The sequence below is a fragment of the Bradyrhizobium sp. LB8.2 genome, assembly GCF_040548035.1.
In the GTDB taxonomy this organism is placed as follows: Bacteria; Pseudomonadota; Alphaproteobacteria; order Rhizobiales; family Xanthobacteraceae; genus Bradyrhizobium.
This window is the reverse complement of the sequence record NZ_JBEPQV010000044.1, coordinates 38,864-54,094: the sequence shown is the minus strand read 5'-3', so window position 1 is coordinate 54,094 and position 15,231 is coordinate 38,864. Positions and strand designations below refer to the sequence as shown.

The 15,231-nt window shown below is 63.4% G+C and carries 21 protein-coding genes and 1 pseudogene; 8 read left to right on the top strand and 14 right to left on the bottom strand.

Annotated elements, in window-relative coordinates:
* Positions 1-718 precede the first annotated feature (718 nt).
* A complete protein-coding gene (locus tag ABIB06_RS35360) occupies positions 719-1,234 on the top strand; it encodes a ParB N-terminal domain-containing protein (RefSeq protein WP_247346770.1) in 516 nt (171 codons plus the stop codon).
* A 151-nt stretch (positions 1,235-1,385) separates the two neighbouring features.
* Positions 1,386-2,387, top strand: coding sequence for a prolipoprotein diacylglyceryl transferase (locus ABIB06_RS35355; protein WP_354048749.1), 1,002 nt, complete (start codon positions 1,386-1,388; stop codon positions 2,385-2,387).
* 32 nt (positions 2,388-2,419) lie between these two features.
* Here the strand turns inward: ABIB06_RS35355 and ABIB06_RS35350 are convergent, their stop codons facing one another.
* Positions 2,420-3,427 carry an acyl-CoA desaturase gene (locus ABIB06_RS35350; protein ID WP_354048751.1) on the bottom strand — a complete coding sequence of 336 codons (1,008 nt, stop codon included), beginning with the start codon at positions 3,425-3,427 and terminating at the stop codon, positions 2,420-2,422.
* Positions 3,428-3,631: 204 nt separating this feature from the next.
* Between ABIB06_RS35350 and ABIB06_RS35345 the strand changes: the two genes are divergently transcribed.
* Entirely contained in the window at positions 3,632-4,429 is a 798-nt protein-coding gene (locus tag ABIB06_RS35345) for a transglycosylase SLT domain-containing protein (RefSeq protein WP_247346764.1), read from the top strand.
* A 48-nt stretch (positions 4,430-4,477) separates the two neighbouring features.
* Here the strand turns inward: ABIB06_RS35345 and ABIB06_RS35340 are convergent, their stop codons facing one another.
* Complete coding sequence (locus ABIB06_RS35340; protein ID WP_247346762.1) at positions 4,478-4,759, bottom strand: hypothetical protein; 282 nt, start codon at positions 4,757-4,759, stop codon at positions 4,478-4,480.
* A 286-nt stretch (positions 4,760-5,045) separates the two neighbouring features.
* Between ABIB06_RS35340 and ABIB06_RS35335 the strand changes: the two genes are divergently transcribed.
* On the top strand, positions 5,046-5,303 hold the full coding sequence (locus ABIB06_RS35335) for a hypothetical protein (protein WP_354048754.1): 258 nt from the start codon (positions 5,046-5,048) through the stop codon (positions 5,301-5,303).
* 141 nt (positions 5,304-5,444) lie between these two features.
* Here the strand turns inward: ABIB06_RS35335 and ABIB06_RS35330 are convergent, their stop codons facing one another.
* Entirely contained in the window at positions 5,445-6,140 is a 696-nt protein-coding gene (locus ABIB06_RS35330; protein ID WP_247346799.1) for a cell envelope biogenesis protein TolA, read from the bottom strand.
* 230 nt (positions 6,141-6,370) lie between these two features.
* Positions 6,371-6,907 (bottom strand): helix-turn-helix domain-containing protein, encoded by a 537-nt coding sequence (locus ABIB06_RS35325; RefSeq protein WP_247346758.1) that lies wholly within the window; start codon positions 6,905-6,907, stop codon positions 6,371-6,373.
* 211 nt (positions 6,908-7,118) lie between these two features.
* Here ABIB06_RS35325 and ABIB06_RS35320 point away from each other — a divergent pair, with 211 nt between their 5' ends.
* On the top strand, positions 7,119-7,469 hold the full coding sequence (locus ABIB06_RS35320) for a zinc ribbon domain-containing protein YjdM (protein ID WP_247346755.1): 351 nt from the start codon (positions 7,119-7,121) through the stop codon (positions 7,467-7,469).
* Positions 7,470-7,537: 68 nt separating this feature from the next.
* On the opposite strand, the gene ABIB06_RS35315 is transcribed toward ABIB06_RS35320, so the two are convergent.
* The 5 genes from ABIB06_RS35315 to ABIB06_RS35295 all read right to left on the bottom strand — a co-directional run bounded on the left by ABIB06_RS35315 (position 7,538) and on the right by ABIB06_RS35295 (position 9,805).
* Complete coding sequence (locus tag ABIB06_RS35315; protein ID WP_354048756.1) at positions 7,538-8,458, bottom strand: DMT family transporter; 921 nt, start codon at positions 8,456-8,458, stop codon at positions 7,538-7,540.
* 72 nt (positions 8,459-8,530) lie between these two features.
* Positions 8,531-8,677, bottom strand: coding sequence for a hypothetical protein (locus tag ABIB06_RS35310; protein WP_247346753.1), 147 nt, complete (start codon positions 8,675-8,677; stop codon positions 8,531-8,533).
* A 264-nt stretch (positions 8,678-8,941) separates the two neighbouring features.
* Positions 8,942-9,196, bottom strand: coding sequence for a hypothetical protein (locus tag ABIB06_RS35305; RefSeq protein ID WP_354048758.1), 255 nt, complete (start codon positions 9,194-9,196; stop codon positions 8,942-8,944).
* A 171-nt stretch (positions 9,197-9,367) separates the two neighbouring features.
* Entirely contained in the window at positions 9,368-9,547 is a 180-nt protein-coding gene (locus ABIB06_RS35300; RefSeq protein ID WP_354048760.1) for a hypothetical protein, read from the bottom strand.
* Between the two features lie 87 nt (positions 9,548-9,634).
* Positions 9,635-9,805, bottom strand: coding sequence for a Flp family type IVb pilin (locus ABIB06_RS35295; RefSeq protein ID WP_247346747.1), 171 nt, complete (start codon positions 9,803-9,805; stop codon positions 9,635-9,637).
* Between the two features lie 350 nt (positions 9,806-10,155).
* Here ABIB06_RS35295 and ABIB06_RS35290 point away from each other — a divergent pair, with 350 nt between their 5' ends.
* A complete protein-coding gene (locus ABIB06_RS35290) occupies positions 10,156-11,469 on the top strand; it encodes a hypothetical protein (protein ID WP_354048762.1) in 1,314 nt (437 codons plus the stop codon).
* Between the two features lie 12 nt (positions 11,470-11,481).
* Here the strand turns inward: ABIB06_RS35290 and pdxY are convergent, their stop codons facing one another.
* Positions 11,482-12,294 carry a pyridoxal kinase gene (gene pdxY / locus ABIB06_RS35285; RefSeq protein WP_354048764.1) on the bottom strand — a complete coding sequence of 271 codons (813 nt, stop codon included), beginning with the start codon at positions 12,292-12,294 and terminating at the stop codon, positions 11,482-11,484.
* 125 nt (positions 12,295-12,419) lie between these two features.
* On the opposite strand from pdxY, the pseudogene ABIB06_RS35280 reads away from it, so the two are divergent.
* A pseudogene (locus ABIB06_RS35280) lies at positions 12,420-12,596 on the top strand (TetR/AcrR family transcriptional regulator); the annotation flags it as partial.
* 16 nt (positions 12,597-12,612) lie between these two features.
* Here the strand turns inward: ABIB06_RS35280 and ABIB06_RS35275 are convergent.
* Positions 12,613-12,942, bottom strand: coding sequence for a hypothetical protein (locus ABIB06_RS35275; protein ID WP_354048766.1), 330 nt, complete (start codon positions 12,940-12,942; stop codon positions 12,613-12,615).
* Between the two features lie 120 nt (positions 12,943-13,062).
* Positions 13,063-13,269, bottom strand: a complete 207-nt coding sequence (locus tag ABIB06_RS35270) for a hypothetical protein (RefSeq protein WP_354048767.1) — start codon at positions 13,267-13,269, stop codon at positions 13,063-13,065.
* Between the two features lie 175 nt (positions 13,270-13,444).
* Between ABIB06_RS35270 and ABIB06_RS35265 the strand changes: the two genes are divergently transcribed.
* On the top strand, positions 13,445-13,660 hold the full coding sequence (locus ABIB06_RS35265; RefSeq protein WP_456650230.1) for a DUF3551 domain-containing protein: 216 nt from the start codon (positions 13,445-13,447) through the stop codon (positions 13,658-13,660).
* 19 nt (positions 13,661-13,679) lie between these two features.
* On the opposite strand, the gene ABIB06_RS35260 is transcribed toward ABIB06_RS35265, so the two are convergent.
* Together ABIB06_RS35260 and ABIB06_RS35255 are read right to left on the bottom strand one after the other, a co-directional pair.
* Positions 13,680-13,907, bottom strand: coding sequence for a hypothetical protein (locus tag ABIB06_RS35260; RefSeq protein WP_247440514.1), 228 nt, complete (start codon positions 13,905-13,907; stop codon positions 13,680-13,682).
* A 223-nt stretch (positions 13,908-14,130) separates the two neighbouring features.
* Positions 14,131-15,099, bottom strand: coding sequence for an SH3 domain-containing protein (locus ABIB06_RS35255; protein WP_354048769.1), 969 nt, complete (start codon positions 15,097-15,099; stop codon positions 14,131-14,133).
* Positions 15,100-15,231: the final 132 nt, after the last annotated feature.

Genomic DNA, 15,231 nt, shown 5'->3' with positions numbered 1-15,231 from the left:
AGCTTGAACTCCCGCGTAAACTGCCTTCTCTCCATGACGCACCTCCTGCTCCATAAAACACCTAACTTGGTGTCTTCGGAACCGGGTGCAGCTCAGTTGATGGTTCTCTCGATTAGGTGCAAATCATCCTCAAACCACTGACTCATGTTGATGTCGGTCGTCTGTTGGTGATTGAACTGCACTACAGGCGCCGCTCCATAATCGCATTTGTGGAAGGAACCGAGCACGAAAAAGCGATGAGCAAGAGTAGCAATCAGCCTGTGATCTAACTTGCGTCCCAATGTAGAAGCGCAATTCGCGCAAGCTGCATTATCCGCGACCCCGATCGCCTCCGCATCAAGTCGAAGTCCCTGACTTGCAAAGCAGCGCGAACAAAGAGGATATCTTGGTCCACTTCTCCGAAAGAGCTTTGATACCTTACTAAGGATCTTCGATCCTACTTCGTCCGACTTTAAAGTGCGGGATGTAATTTCCCATGAGGAACTCCGATCAGAAACGTCTTTTGGTTGATGTTTTTCCTGTATCATGCTCCGCGCGAGTAACCCTAATCGCTCACAAAAATGCTCGCTCACAAGGCCTGGTCCCGCGCGTGAATGCCAGGACGCCGCAAGCCAACACCCTGCCTCCGAATTGCCTTTGCGGTTGAGCCCTTCCCTCCTAAACTCCCGACACCACCGGCTTGAGTTCCGACGGGCCCGGTAGAAGCGGAGTACAAATTATGCCCAAATCGGAAAGCTTCCCGATCGAGAAAATCTTCGTTCCCACGAAGCAGAAGAAAGCCATCAGGCCCGAGACGGTCGGGGAGATCGCGGAAAGTATTCTGGACATCGGACAACAGGCCCCCATTTCCGTTCGGCTCGACGGAGACCGCCTCGTTCTGGTCGATGGACTGCATCGGCTCGAAGCCTGCAAGGCGCTCGGCGAGACAACCATTCTCGGTGTTCTGGTCCCGGCCGAGCTTGCTCAACCCAAGCCGCAGCTAGCCGAACGACCCGAAGTCGAGGCAGAGCGCATCAAGATGGCGCGATTGAAACAGTTGCGCCTGGAGAAGGAAGCCGCGGAGGCATCGACGGCTGCCTTGAAGAGCGTCAACGCAACGGAAGCGCCGCGCACCCGTCCTGCGAAAGGCGTCCGCGACAATTCAAGGGCGTCACCGGGCCGGACTGCGGGGTCGACACGGAAAACATTGTCGGACTGGATCACGCAGCAAAAGGGCAGCGGCGGCCGCTATTGATTGCCGGCTCCAAATTACGGTGACGGTGCCGGAGCCTCGATCCGCCCCCGAGGCCGCCACAATTTCTCCTTCGCACGCGCGTTGTGTTGGACGGCGGCGCGACCTATCCTTCCAGCGATCGGACTGCCGCACTCCCATTGACCTCGACTGTATGGAGAGCGCATCGTTGCCTGAGACGAACGACCCCAAGCCTGATACCGAAAAGCCGGACGCGGTGCGCGCCGAAGGCGGGCTGGCGCGGGCGTATGACCAGATCAAGAGCGCAGAGCAAGACCTTGCGCGGCTGGACCGGCTGGTTTCCGGAATGGAACGCGGCAGCGAAGGCCCGCGGGCCTCGCAAGCAAGCGCCGGTGCGAAGGCGGCCGAGACTCCCGGGGACAAGGCGCCGGCACCAGCTAGCAAGGTTCGCGATCAAGGCCTGAAGGGAGATCGGACCCTGATGCGCGCTTTGATTGGCCTCGTGCTCGCGATCGGCCTTCTCGGTGCCGCCTTCGCTTCGCAATATCGCGATGAGGCCAAGTCGTTCAGCAAGTCGATCATGGCGCGATGGGCTCCGCCGGCCGCCAGTCGGCCTCCGCAAGCCTCCGCGGTTGACAGTCCGGCGCAGCCGCCGGCAGTGCAGCTGGCTGCTGCGGATGAGCCTGGTCCGGTGCCCGCGCCGCCGGTCGGCAAGGAAACGGAAAGCGCTCCAAAACCTGACGCTTCGAGACCTGACGCTCCAACACCTGACACTCCAAGAATTGGCGCCACAGCGCCTGACCCCTCGTCGTCTGATCTCGCGCAATCGCTCAAGACCATCACCAGCGAGCTTGCGAGCATCAACGGAAAGCTCGAGCAACTGAAAAGCCGCAACGAGCAGACACTGCGCGAGCAGGCCGACACCATTCAACAGCTCAAGGCGGCGCAGGAGAAGGATGCGGCGGACAATGCGCGCCTCGCCGCGCAGGTCCAGGCGCTGCAGACGCAACTGACGGCTTCATCCGCATCTGCTTCCGCGAAACCCGCCGCGCGGAGCGTGACGAACAACGATGCGGCTGCGCCTGCACGGCCGCACGTCCAAGCGGCCGCACCTCGGCGGCCCAGGCCGTCGCGAGCGCCCTGGATGCCACCGCCCTATATGGTCGATCCCTACTACGGCGATCCGGATTGGTGAGCCCGCAGGGCGGATGAGCCGACGGCGCGGAGTCAGACCATAGCTTCCGTGTCTGGTATCGGACGTTTTCCGCCGTCGGAATCTCCAGAGCGAAGCGTCCGGCTTCCGGCCGCAAAGATGTCGTGCACGAGTCCGAGTTTCCCGAGTGCTAAAATGATCAGGCCGTTGATGTCGATCTCGTACCAGGCGTGCGAAAGGTAGGCGTCGCGCGGAAACCGGTGGTGGTTGTTGTGCAGGCCTTCACCGAAGGTGAGGATCGTGGTCACGAACTCGTTGGTGGTGCCGTCGTCCAGATCGAAGCGGCGATAGCCGTAGCGGCCGTCGCTGTGGCAGACCGAGTTGACCAGCGATGTCGCCATGGTCATGAGGTAGCTGCGGAACAGGCCGGAGAACAGGATGCAGCCGGTCATCGTGTGCACGCCGCCGAAGGCGTAGCCGATCGCCCCCGGAATGATCAGCGCCGAGAGCGCGTACCAGTACCAGCGCGTCCTGGTGAAGAACATGGCGATCGGATCGGCCAGGATATCCTTGGCGTAGTACCCGGCATCGGTGGTGGCCTGGTCCCACACCCAGCCGCCTTGCGCATGCATCATCCCCTTGGCGAAGGTGACATAGGGATTGCCGTCGCCGTCATAGTAAGGGCTGTGGACGTCGCCGGGCTTGTCGGAGTGAAGATGATGCCGGCGATGATTGCTCACCCACTTCAGGATCGAGCCCTGCACCGCCATCGTGGCGATGGCCGCGAACAACGTCCGCATCACCGGACCGCAGCGGAAGCTGCGGTGGACGAAGTAGCGATGCATGAAGCCGATCCCGACCGTGGACAGCGCGAACGTGCCGGCGAAGACTGAAATCTCCACCCATCCGATGCCCTGCCAGAAGGCCCAGACCAGCGCCGCGATCGAACCTCCGATCATGATGACGAACGAGATGTAGGAATCGCGAAACTTGGCGTCGACCACCGGGCCTTCGACAAGCACGCCCGCTGGCATTTTCCGGTCCGCGCTTTCCGCCGACACCACGCTTTCAATTACGGTCATTCCAGCCGATCCATTCACACAAAATTAACCCTGCTGCGGCGCACCGTACAACCTCGGGTTACTTCCATCAAGGATTCGAGCTGCCGTAGGAGACGGAGCCGACATCTGAAAAAACGCGATCAGAAGGAAAAGAAGCCGGATTTCAAGGCCTGGTGACAGCGTTAACCAGGTACACAGTCTTCGCAATGCACTCCCACGAGACCGATGCCTAGAAAAAGCAAGCGCCTCCTCCCTCGCCTTCGCAAGTTCCGGCGCGGCGCGCGGTGGGCACGAAAGACATTCGCGCGCGCACCGCGAGTGGTTCGGATCGCGGGCGGCGTGGCGATGCTGCTTGCGGTCGTCGTGCTGGTGAACATCGCCTATCAAACAATGCGCAAGCCGACCGAGCTATTCGTCCTTGTCGGCGATGCCCTCGACAAGGATCCATCAGAGACCTGGCGGCAATACGGGCCGCTGTTCCGCAAGCATTCCACCGCAACGATCACGCCCGAATTGCTGGCGGCGCTGGCGCAGGTCGAGAGTTCAGGCAATCCGCTTGTGCGCACCTACTGGCGCTGGCGATGGAGCCTCAATCCGCTCGCGATCTACCGGCCCGCCTCCAGCGCCGTCGGCCTTTTCCAGATGACCGATCCAGCTTACGCCGACGCCGCGCGGTTCTGTATCCGCGGCAACGCGGTCACGGAGACTGCTTGCGGGTTCACCAGCTTCTATGTCCGCGCGATCCCGAGCCACGCCATCGAGCTGGCATCGGTGTATCTGGATCGCAATGTCGCTGAAATTCTCGCCCGCGCGGGCGATGTGAAGGCGAGCACGCGCGAGAGGCAGGATCTGGCCGCCTTCATCCATCTCTGCGGCGCAGGTCCTGCCACGGCCTACGCGCGCCGCCACTTCCAGATGATCGCCGGCGAGCGCTGCGGCGATCACCTCGTCGCAAACTATGTCGCCAGGGTCAACGCGATGAAGCGGCAGTTTCTGCGGCTTGCGGCGGATGACGGCGGTTAGGAACGAGAACCAAGCTGGATCACCACATGCCCTGGATGTGATCGATAGTCACCACCAGTACGGCCACCGCCAGCCCTCATAGCGGACCCACGAGGACACCAAAGGCGGGCCGTAGGGGTCGACCCGGTCGTCTTCAGGGCGATAGCGATAGCGCGGAACGATATTGTAATCCCACGGCGTCGGCCTGAGCACGGGCGCCGTGACGATGAGCCTCTGCTGCGGTTCACGAACGATCTGGGCTTTCCGCGCCCGGGCTTCGGCACCTGATATCCCAAGGTTACACAGCACCAGGGCCATTCCGAGAGCACACGCGGCGGTCATTGTTTTCATACGACGGGCCTCCTAGCCAAAGAGTGCAAAAGGACGCAAAGCAACGCAAGCCCAATTTGATCCAGAATTGCTTGAATGACCGCTGATGGCTCCGGCGCCCTGTCGGAACGACGGGTTCGTGAAACGCGAAACCCATCTTGCAAGCCACAGGCTGATGCCGGCTTGCCGGCGACAACGAAGCGCGCAACTCAATCGACCGGTCCGGCGTCCCCGGGTTGCAGGCGGCAATTCAACACGCTAGACGTTTGGCCATTAAAGCAAGTCGATTCGGGACTCCGGGGGATATATGAACAAGCTGATGACGGCTTTCGTCGTGATGTTTTTGTCGCTGGGCATCTCTATGGCCAAGGCTGCCCCCCTTTACGAGTGTGGCGGCGACGCTGCCTGCCAAGCCAAGCGCGATCGTATGTCCCATGATACTTATGCGCGCAACATCAACCGGTGCCTGGCCGCAGCCGGCGCCACGATGGAGCAGTGGCGCGCCCATGCCGTGCCGCGCGCGCAGGCAGACAAGGTTAGCGCCTGCCTTCAGGCGCACGGCTGACTCGCCAATCGACCTCTGCATCGAAGCCGGCCATCACCCAGGCCCCGCTCTGGGAATGCGTGAATGTCTCGGGGTCTTCGTGACGCTACCACGCGCCATGATCGGACATGTCGCTCCTCCTTGAATCGCTCCCAGCGGCCCCTATTCCCGCGCGCGCCGCACCGCCTCCTCCAGCTTCATTCTCTGCTTGTCCCAGCGCGTCGCCTCCGCCTCGGCGCGTTGATCGAGCGCGGCGCGCTCGGCTTCGATCGCCTCCGTCCGCGCGTCGTGCTCCCGCCTCGCCTTGTCCAGCGCCGCCTGCGCGCTCGCGACCGCCTTGTCCCGGCGCGCGCGCTCCTTGGCGCGGGCGGCCGCTTCCTTCCGGCGCTCGGCTTCTCGCCGCCGCTCTTCCTTCTCGAACGCGGCGGCGGCCTCGCGCGCTTGTCGATCGTCGATCTCGCGGGATGGTTTCTTTGCAGCCTTGGCCGCAGGCTTTTTCGGCTTCGCTTTGGACTTGGCTTTGGACTTGGCTTTGGACTTGGCTTTGGACTTGGCTTTGGGTTTGGGCTTCGCCTCGTCGTCAATGAGATCGGTCGGCAGCTTGGCGTGCTCGGTGAACGGGCCGTCCGATCCGACCGGGCGCCTGAGCACGACACCGGGGCTTGCCATGGTCGCGGCGACGATGTCGGGGTCGTCGGTCTCCTTCGCGGCGCCCTGATGGAAGAGATTGGATTTGGCGCCCCAGGCGTCCAGTGCCGCCTTCATCGATGGCGCGGCGACCGCCTGGTCGTAGAAGCCGAGCGAGGTCTGGTAGGTCTTCAGTTTTCTTTTTGGTTTTGTTTTCAGGTCTTTTGGCATGTCGCCCCGTGCCTTGCGACGCATCAGCTTCAGCCGTCGCACCGGCGCCACGATGCCATACTGCCCCTGTTTTGCCCGACAAGTCAAATTCGATTCGGTATCGCCGAAGTCGATCCGGACGATGCGGAGCCCACCATCAACAATTTTTCGGATTTGCAAAACGTTGAAATCCCTACGGATTTCTACTGTGTATGGGGTTGTTTTCGACGTTTTTGTTGGACGGGTGCCAACTACGCCGCATCGACGTCCTCAGGCGCTGGCCCCGCAACGAGCCCGTCGAGCCCGACCATCAAGAGATCCGCGATATGCATCAGCTGATACAGCGGAATGTCCGCCTCGCCTTGCTCGGCCAGCGACACCAAACCGGGCGTGGCGCCGATCAGCTCGGCGAGCTGCGCTTCCGTGTAGCCGCGCCTCTCGCGCGCAGTTTTGACGCGCGCACCGATCCCGAGCCTGTGCCGGGACTGCTCGTCCGCGGTCATCATGACGGCCTGCTCGTCCGTGCTCGCATAGCCGTCGGCGAACGCGCTGCCGATCAATCTGCCTTTGCGCCAGGCGACCCGGCAGTCCTTGCGCAGGCCGCTGCTGAAGACCAGCGTGAATTGCTCCGCGACCCATAGCGAGGCGTTGAGGCCCAGGCGGGCGCCTGTACCGGAGACGTCGCGGATCGTGCAGGGCGCGCTGATGATCTTGCCGGTGCCGTTGTCGAATTCGACAATGCCGGTCCGCAACGTGTGATGTCTGATGGCGGCACGATGCTCGCTCATGACGGGCCGTTCCTCCTGGACGCTCCTCCCGCGGCGACATCGAACGGACGCCGCCGGTAAGCCCGGACCTCAATACCGCAGACTTTTTCCTGAACTCCTAAGTTTCCCCGGGTTCGACCGGGACTGGAAGCCATGGTAAAGGATTCGCTCCCAATCCATCTTTTCCGGCGGAAGGCGTGCGGCGCGCCCGTGACGGGCGACGAGGCGAACGATGACCGACACGATGAAATGCCCGACCTGCAATTCCGAGCACGCCTACCAGGATCGTGGTCTCTGGGTCTGCCCGGAATGCGGCCATGAATGGAGCGGCACGGCGGAAGCGGCCGCCGACGCCGCGCAGGATTCCGGCGTCCGGGATGCCAACGGCAATGTGCTCGCCGACGGCGACAGCGTCATCGTGATCAAGGACCTCAAGATCAAGGGCTCCTCCTCCGTCGTCAAAGGCGGCACCAAGGTCCGCAACATCCGCCTGCAGGAGGCCAGCGACGGCCACGACATCGCCTGCAAGATCGACGGCATCGGCGCGATGAATCTGAAATCGGAGTTCGTGAGGAAGGCGTAGCAAGGCGATGCGTTCGCCCTGAACTTTTCGGGCGGTCGGCCGTTCTCTGAAACCCGCGTTTCTGCGATCTATCGCTGCCGCTGCGCCAGATAAAAACCGCACAGCACCGTCACCAGGCCCGCGGCCTGCAACATCGTCGGCTGCTCGCCGAGCAGAAGCCAGCCGGTGAGCAGCGTCAGAGCCGGCACGCAGGCCGGGATCACGGAGGCGCGGGCGACGCCGAGGCGTTGGACCGAAACAGCGTAAAGATAGAGCGCGGCGGGGCCTGCAAGCACGCCCTGCGCCAGCGCCTGGATGGCGTTCTCGGTGACACCCATCGCTGCGACCCGGGCGAGCCCGCCGGTCATGAGGTAGATCGGCAAGAGCAGCAAGGACAGCACGTTGATGACGAGCGCGGCCGACACCGCGGAGACACGCCAGTAGCGCAGCAGCGCGCCAAAACTTGCGAACATGAATCCGGTCAGCACGAAGGTCAGATCACCCAGCACGCCGTCGGCGCCGATATGGCCGATCGATTCCGCGCCGATCACGCCGAGGCCGCCGACGATCACGAAGGCGCCGACAAGGCGCGATGCAGAGATATGTTCCTTCAGGAACAACGCCGCGAGCAGCAGGCCGCCGAGTGTCGCACAGGAGGGCTGGATCACGCTGCCATGGCCGAGCGGCACGAACAGAAAACCAGTGTAGGAGATCAGCGACATCACGGGGCCGCCGAGCACCATCAGCACAAGGCCCCTGCCCCAGCCGATGCCACAGAGATCGCCGACACCTGCGCGCATCACCAGCGGCAGAAACGCGATGCCCGACCAGACATAGCGATGCACCAGCAGATCGACCGGCGTAAAGCCGATCTTGAGGCCATGCCGCGTGCCGGCAAAGCCAAGCGCCCAGAACAGCGCCGCGGCGAGGCCGCAAACGACGCCAAGCAGCGCCGGCGCCGCATCGTTTTTGTGAGTGAGAGCGTCAGCGCCGCTCGTCCGCTGATCCATGCGGCAAGCCTTAGGTCAGCGCGTGATAAGGCTCAACCCACGCGGTTGCAGGTCTGGCACGTCGCTAACGCGCTAGAAAAACCCGGGGCTGAGATCGAGCCCATATGTCAGGCTCAGAACGAACACGAACAGCGCGGCAGCTGCGAACAACGCGATATGCCTGAGGATAAACGCGCGCGGCGAGGCGCTTGCAATAACGGCTTTCTGTGCAACGGGCATGACGGCTCCATTATGAAAATGATTCTTGGCCGCTCAATAAGCGACGCCCGCATCAAGCGCTCCGATCTGCAAAGCAATTATTAAAGAGATCACAGTCGCTTTGAACCGCCGTACACAACCAGCACGTGACGGCGTTTTTTCTCGCCGCAACTTTCTCAATCCGCGCACCCGCCGCGATAAAAAAAGACCGCGCTCCCGAAAGGGAACGCGGTCGGCGCAGGCTCGCGTGGAGGCGAGCCTGCTTCAGGTCGGGGTGAATTCAGATCAGCGCGCGCTGCCCGTCGTGACGTCAGCGGTCTTGACCTTGCGCGGCGACAGAACGCGGGCCTGGTGGACCGAAGCGACAGTGGTGGGCGCCGAGGCCTGCTGCTCGATATGCGCGGCACCGAGCACGCGCACCTGCATCGGGGAGACCGGGAAACCGTTGGCCTCGTAGGTCGGCAGCTCGGCGGCGAAAGCCGCGGTGCTGCCCGCGATCGTCAGGATGGCGGCGGTGATCGACAGAGTCTTCTTGTTCATTGGTGATGCTCCTGATGGAAGGTTCGGAGCACATCTATGCGCATTTTGCTGCAATGCGACATACGTTGGTGCATTGCAACAACGCGTCCGGCGCATGGCAATATATTTAATCCGCGCAAGGCTTTGGCCGAATCATCGCCGGCTGCGACATGACACTTTTATGAGCATTGGTCAGCCGCCGAGCACATTGCCCCAGCCGTCGAAGACGTAGACCTTCCAGCTCACGGTTCCGTCCCCGCCCGGTCGGCTGGCGCGCCGGTAGTCATCAGCCTGCTCAGCGGTCCAAGTGACAATCGTATCGGAGAGCAGGTCGTGCAGAATGGCGGGCTCGGTGGGGTCGAAGGCATCCATGGGACGAAGCGAGGAATGCGTCATGAGCGCCTAACGCGCTAGCCGGCCCAAGGTTGCTCCGAAGCGTCGGGCGCCGCACCACGCAGCTTATTTCAACGCCGTCGCCAGCGATTGCAGCTTTGCGACGAGGTTGGTGCCGAGCGCGTAGATGATCTCGATGATCGCGAGCGCGATGCCGGCTGCGATCAGGCCGTATTCGATCGCGGTGGCGCCGGATTCATCGGCGGCGAATTCGGCCCATTTGCATCTCAATTTCACACGCGTGTCCTTCCCAACTCTACCGGGAATCGCCGGCGCGGGAGACTTACACAACCACAATCCAAGATTGAGTAAACTCGACCGCCTCAAATTGACGACAATGAATGCTGCATTTGCAGGCTTTTTTGCCGTGGCGCCCTTGGACCCGCAATGGAACCCGCGTTGCCCCTGCGCAACACCTGTCCGAAAAGCCCGCTTTCGCCGAATTGCGCCATTGCGCCGCCACACCGTCCTCCGAACAATTGACGCGCGGCCTGCCTTTTCGTGCAAGACTGCATGATCAAGAGTGTCGGCATCACGACTGTTCGGAGAAGACGAGGTTCAAACAGAACCGTTTGGAGGCAGGGATCATGGATGATCGGCGGTCTCTTCTGGTGGCGGTATCCTGCCCCTCGGCGGTTCTCGCCGGCTGGTTGGCGCTCTCTTTGTCCGCCTATGCCCCTGCCCTCATCGAGAACAGCGGCGCCAATGCTTCTGCCGTCTCGCGCGCGAAAGATCTCGGCCGGTTCGACCTCGCCGACATCCCGCACGCTGCGACCATCGAGGACGGCGTCGCCCTGACCGCCAATATCGCGGCCGCGGTCGCCGCGACTCCGAGCCTGGTAACCGCTGAAGCAGCAACGCCCGAAGCGCCTGCTCCCGCCATCAAGCTCGCCTCGTCCGACCCAGTGCTGATCTTGCCGACCGAGCCGCCGCCCGCGCCGCAGATTTCGCCTGAACCCACGCCCGTCGTCAGCGAGGCACCGCCAGCGCAAGAGCCCGCGATAAAACTCGCATCCGCCGATCCCTCCGAGATCGTGACCACGGACGCGCTGTCGCCCGCGACGATCACGACCGGTCCTGCGCCGGCCGCGAGCAAGGCCTCGCCGTCCGCGGACACCGCCGCCGTGCTCGACGAATGCTTCGTCATGGAAGCCTGTATCGACCGCTATCTCTGGGTGCTCTACCAGCGCACGCCCAAGGAAGATTCGATCAAGGTCGAGGATCGCCGCGCCGTCACCGTCAAGCGCAAGGGCAAGACGATCACAGTAATGCGTAGCTTCACGAAACTGGTCGACGAGGACTTTGGCTGGAAGGATCCGAAGGCGGCCGACCACGCCGGCATGTCGATGATGGACTACGTCATCGGCGGCATGGACAAGAGTTTTAAGCAAAAGCTGTTCCGGACGCTGCTCGCGGCTGAGGCCGCCGGCCTCTCGCCGGGCATCACCAGCGCGTTCCGCGACAACTATCGCCAGTCGATCGCGAGCGGCTTGAAGGCCGCCTCCGACCGCTCCTATCACGGCGGCAGCACGCGCGGCGGCTACGGCCACGGCATGGCGGCCGACATCGTCAGCACCAAGGGCGACAACCGCGCGCAGCGCTGGGTTTCGACCGAGGTGCTGTGGAAATGGGTCGACGCCAACGGCAAGGCGCTCGGCATCGGCCGGCCCTATCTCGGCCGCGATCCGCCGCATGTCGGCCCGGTCGATGGTCCGGAATACGTCTCGCGCCGGGGAACGTCGGACCGCAAGGAAGCCGCCAACGTCAAGCCGAGGAAAGCGCGGGCTGTCGCCAGCGCAAAGCGGCCCAAGGCACAGGCGAAGTCGCAGGCGACGCGCGAGCAGAAGGTCCCGGCAAAGCCGCAGAAGTCGGCGCAATCGGCCGCGAAGCGCGCGACGTAAATCCGCTAAGGCTTACCGTCCCGGCGTCGGCAGTGGCACGAGCCGCATCTCGGCGGTGCCGGCTTCCTGCGTGCGCACCAGCACCGCAAAGATGGTCTCGACCGCGAGCCGCACCGCCGCCTCGGTTGCCCTGCCCCTGGCCAGATGCGCCGCGATCAGGCCGGTGAGGAGATCGCCGGTGCCATAGGGCCGGATCGGCAGGCGCGGTGTCGCCAAGCGCGACAACTGACCGTCGGCGCACAGAATCGTTTCCACCTGCCCTTCCGCCGTGTCGGTGAGCGTGCAGCCGGTGGCGACCACGTCGATGCGGCCGGTCCCAGCGAGCGTCGCGCAAGCCGCGCGCAGGCCCTGCGCATCCGCGATGGTGAGCCCGGAGAGAAGCTCGAGCTCGAACTGGTTCGGCGTGGTCAGATTCGCAGCCGGCAGCAGCCGGTGGCGGACCACGTCCAAAATGCCGTCGGCAACATAGACGCGGCCGTCATCGCCGATCACGGGATCGCAGAGATAGACGAGCTTTGAATTGCGGGTCAGCGCCCGCTCGACGAAATCGGCAATGACAGCGGCATTGCCGGGCGAGCCGAGATAGCCGGTGACGAGCACCGCGGCGTCGTCGACGAGATCGCGTTCCTCGAGGCCCTGCAGGAGATCTGCAACGAGCTCGGTCTCCAGCACCCGCCCGCGCAGGCTCGGATAGCGCGGATGGTTCGACAGCAGCGTCGTCGGCACCGCCGCGACGTTCACCCCCTCCGCCTGCATGGCATAGGCGGCCGCGCTGTTGCCGACATGGCCGTGGACCACCTGGCTTTGAATGGAGATGACGAGCATGGAGGAGGTCCGTAGGATCAAACGCTGGGTGTGGCAAGTGTAGCCCGCCGCGCCAGCCTCGCAAGCGCCGAACATGTCGGCCATGGCATCGGCATAGATCGCGATCTCCGCCTCGCTCCGCGCTTCTTCCGGCGCGGCTGAAGCGCCACCGTGCGACCGACGGCGCGCCCGAGTTCCACGTCGTCCGCCTCGCCGCCGACGGCGCCTGGCTGTCCTATGTCACGACGGGACAAACGCGCACGAGCGCCGACCTCCGCGCCGTCCACGCAGGGCTGCTCGCGCAGACCTATCGGCGCGCCTAGCCGAACCGGCCCACGCCTATTGGCTTTGCGACGGCTTGGGAAGACGCGGCGCGGATCGCTTTGCACCCGGTTTGGCCGCGGCTCGCGGCGGCGGCGTGTCGACCGATTCCAGATACGCCGCGAGCGCCTTGGCTGTGTCCGAACTGGTTGCGTAATGGTCTTTCAGGAACCAGGACAGCGTCAGGCTGAAGCGCCCCTTGGCAAGGCCGCGCGGGCTGCGATGGCAGGTCGCGCAACCATCGGCGAAGAGCTTTTTCGGCGACTTGCCGGCATCGAGATTTTGCGCGGCGGCAACTGTCGCCGTCAGGACGGCGGCGGCGGCAAGAATTATCAGGGGTACGATCACGTCGCGCCCCGGTCGAAATAGTGAAATCAATGTCGTCCCCTGGAGCGCTTTCGAGCGAAGTGGATATACCGGTTCGCGCAAAGAAAACGCGTCAAAAGAAGAAGCAGCCCCGTGTTGCGGTCAGGCCGCCAATAGCTGATCGAATTCGGGCGGCGCGTAGGCCTTGCCGTCCTGGTCGGTGATGACCACCCTCCATCCCTCGCTCGCCCAAACCTTTGCCTTCGCCACGATGAGCAACCGGCTTTCGCGGGCATAACTGCACTTCTCGTTGTCGCGTTCTGCGATCATCTTATAGGCCAATGCGCATCTCCTGGCGTTGCCCTGCACCCGTTCTCCTCGTGGCAGCGGGCTTTGTCGGCAATTCGCCGGGAGCGTGGCAATTTGATGCCATCCACGGCAGCTTTGTGCTTTGGTTCCGGCCGAACGAGGGAGGTCGATTGCGCACCATATCAGGAACACGATTCTGCTTGCCGCGGGCTTCCTTGGAGCGGGCTTGCCCGGCGTGGCGCCGACAGCCGCGCAGACCTACTATCCGCGCCATCCCGTCTGCATCGAGATCTACACCATCGACGGCCGCAGCATCGATTGCGGTTTTGCGACGATCGCGCAGTGCGCCGCGACCGCTTCCGGGCAATCCGCCCAGTGCTACGCCAATCCTTATGCCGCGCAAAGCCGGCAGCTGAGCCCGGTTCCGTCGCCGCCGCGACGAATCCGATAGCATCAGGTCTGCGCTTCGATCAGTGGACGCGGATAATGTGGGGACGGCCGAGATCGATCAGCCCCTGTACCGCCGAAAGGCGGTCGTCGAGGGCTGCGATGGTGAGCAGCAGATTGTTTCGGCGTTCGTCGAGAAGGCCCATCTCGGCGCCGGATAGTTTGATGCTGGACCGCTCCTTGTGAATCCCGTCGAGGGATTGGCGCAGTCCGGCAATCAGTTCGGACAGCTGCTTGGCCTCCTTGGTCATCGACCGCTTCGCGACATTTTGGCGGCGCGTCTCCGCCTGGCTCTGTCTCATCGTTCATCCTCCCGTGCCCCGCTGCCCCGAGTGGAATGCTTACAGCTTTGGGTAGACATATTACGATCGATGAAATCTGCTCGCGAAGAACTTTCTTAAATTAGACGTGCCGGGAACCGGTTCGGACCGAGCAGAAAGCCCGGCGCGAGGGCCGGGCTTTCGTTGGGCTGATTTAATGCTTTTGGTGGCCGCCACCGGGACCGCCGGCCGGCGCACCGCCGCCACGCGGTGCGGCGTTCATGTGAGGAGCGCCGCCGCCATGCGGCATCGCGGGCGCAGCCGCGCGCGGCGCCGGCATTTGGGCATGAGCATTCATCGGCGAGCCGTGGCTCACGTTGGGCTGGGCAACATGCGGCATCGCACGGCGGCTTGCGGGCGCGGCTGATACACGCGGCGTCTCATGCGGGCGCGCCATCGGCTGCGCACGCACGGCCGCGCGGCTCGCAGCCTGCTCGTGCATGATGCGGGCCTGCGCATCGCGCGGATTGCGGCTCTGCAGATTGGTCCGCTCATGCGCGATGCGCTCGCTTCGTCCAGCACGGTTCCGGTCCGTCGTAACCGCAGTCTCGTGCCTGGCGATCGCGGCGTCGTGCCGTGAGGTCACGGCATCACGACCGGAGACCGCAGCCGCACCCTTAACATTCGCACCGTGGCGCCCGAGTGCGATCGCCGCATCGCGCGTTGCCGCGCGGCCGATGCGAGCCGCGCGCGGATCAATCGTCATCCGCGTCGCGTCGCGCTGATGCGAGGTCCAGTAGCTGTTCCAATGGGCATGCCGCCGATACCAGGGCCGCCCCTCATAATGGCTCGACCAATACGAGGTCAGCACGAAAGGGACAACGGGCACGTCGATCTCGTCGACATAGTCGGGGAGATAGACGTAGTGATTGCGGTAGAGGTATTCGAGATATTGCGACGACACCCAGCCACGGTCATCGGAGAAGCTCACGTCGCACCAGGCGTTGCCGCGCAGGCAACCATGGATGTTGACGCGGGCACCCCCTGGGATGCGATCGACTAGCGGAAAGCCCGAACCCGGCCCGGCGCGCAGGCCAGTCGAGACGGTGACCATGCCCGGTGCGGCCAGTGCGGCCGTCGGGGCGAGCAGCAATGCGGCTAACAACACACTTCGGAATCTCATGGCGTAGTCCTCCTCGTTCGAGTCGGAACGCGCAAGCAGAACGGGCGTTCCGCGTACGATGGTCTCATTCGTCGAAAGATCGAGACGGATACCGCGCGTGGTTCAATATTCATTCGCCGTTCATCGAGACAC

Excerpts from the sequence above, each read along its gene's own strand:
- ABIB06_RS35360 (WP_247346770.1), top strand. The coding sequence starts at position 719 with ATGCCCAAATCGGAAAGCTTCCCGATCGAGAAAATCTTCGTTCCCACG.
- ABIB06_RS35355 (WP_354048749.1), top strand. The coding sequence starts at position 1,386 with ATGGAGAGCGCATCGTTGCCTGAGACGAACGACCCCAAGCCTGATACC.
- ABIB06_RS35350 (WP_354048751.1), bottom strand. The coding sequence starts at position 3,427 with ATGACCGTAATTGAAAGCGTGGTGTCGGCGGAAAGCGCGGACCGGAAA.
- ABIB06_RS35345 (WP_247346764.1), top strand. The coding sequence starts at position 3,632 with ATGCCTAGAAAAAGCAAGCGCCTCCTCCCTCGCCTTCGCAAGTTCCGG.
- ABIB06_RS35340 (WP_247346762.1), bottom strand. The coding sequence starts at position 4,759 with ATGAAAACAATGACCGCCGCGTGTGCTCTCGGAATGGCCCTGGTGCTG.
- ABIB06_RS35335 (WP_354048754.1), top strand. The coding sequence starts at position 5,046 with ATGAACAAGCTGATGACGGCTTTCGTCGTGATGTTTTTGTCGCTGGGC.
- ABIB06_RS35330 (WP_247346799.1), bottom strand. The coding sequence starts at position 6,140 with ATGCCAAAAGACCTGAAAACAAAACCAAAAAGAAAACTGAAGACCTAC.
- ABIB06_RS35325 (WP_247346758.1), bottom strand. The coding sequence starts at position 6,907 with ATGAGCGAGCATCGTGCCGCCATCAGACATCACACGTTGCGGACCGGC.
- ABIB06_RS35320 (WP_247346755.1), top strand. The coding sequence starts at position 7,119 with ATGACCGACACGATGAAATGCCCGACCTGCAATTCCGAGCACGCCTAC.
- ABIB06_RS35315 (WP_354048756.1), bottom strand. The coding sequence starts at position 8,458 with ATGGATCAGCGGACGAGCGGCGCTGACGCTCTCACTCACAAAAACGAT.
- ABIB06_RS35310 (WP_247346753.1), bottom strand. The coding sequence starts at position 8,677 with ATGCCCGTTGCACAGAAAGCCGTTATTGCAAGCGCCTCGCCGCGCGCG.
- ABIB06_RS35305 (WP_354048758.1), bottom strand. The coding sequence starts at position 9,196 with ATGAACAAGAAGACTCTGTCGATCACCGCCGCCATCCTGACGATCGCG.
- ABIB06_RS35300 (WP_354048760.1), bottom strand. The coding sequence starts at position 9,547 with ATGGATGCCTTCGACCCCACCGAGCCCGCCATTCTGCACGACCTGCTC.
- ABIB06_RS35290 (WP_354048762.1), top strand. The coding sequence starts at position 10,156 with ATGGATGATCGGCGGTCTCTTCTGGTGGCGGTATCCTGCCCCTCGGCG.
- pdxY (WP_354048764.1), bottom strand. The coding sequence starts at position 12,294 with ATGCTCGTCATCTCCATTCAAAGCCAGGTGGTCCACGGCCATGTCGGC.
- ABIB06_RS35260 (WP_247440514.1), bottom strand. The coding sequence starts at position 13,907 with ATGACCAAGGAGGCCAAGCAGCTGTCCGAACTGATTGCCGGACTGCGC.
- ABIB06_RS35255 (WP_354048769.1), bottom strand. The coding sequence starts at position 15,099 with ATGAGATTCCGAAGTGTGTTGTTAGCCGCATTGCTGCTCGCCCCGACG.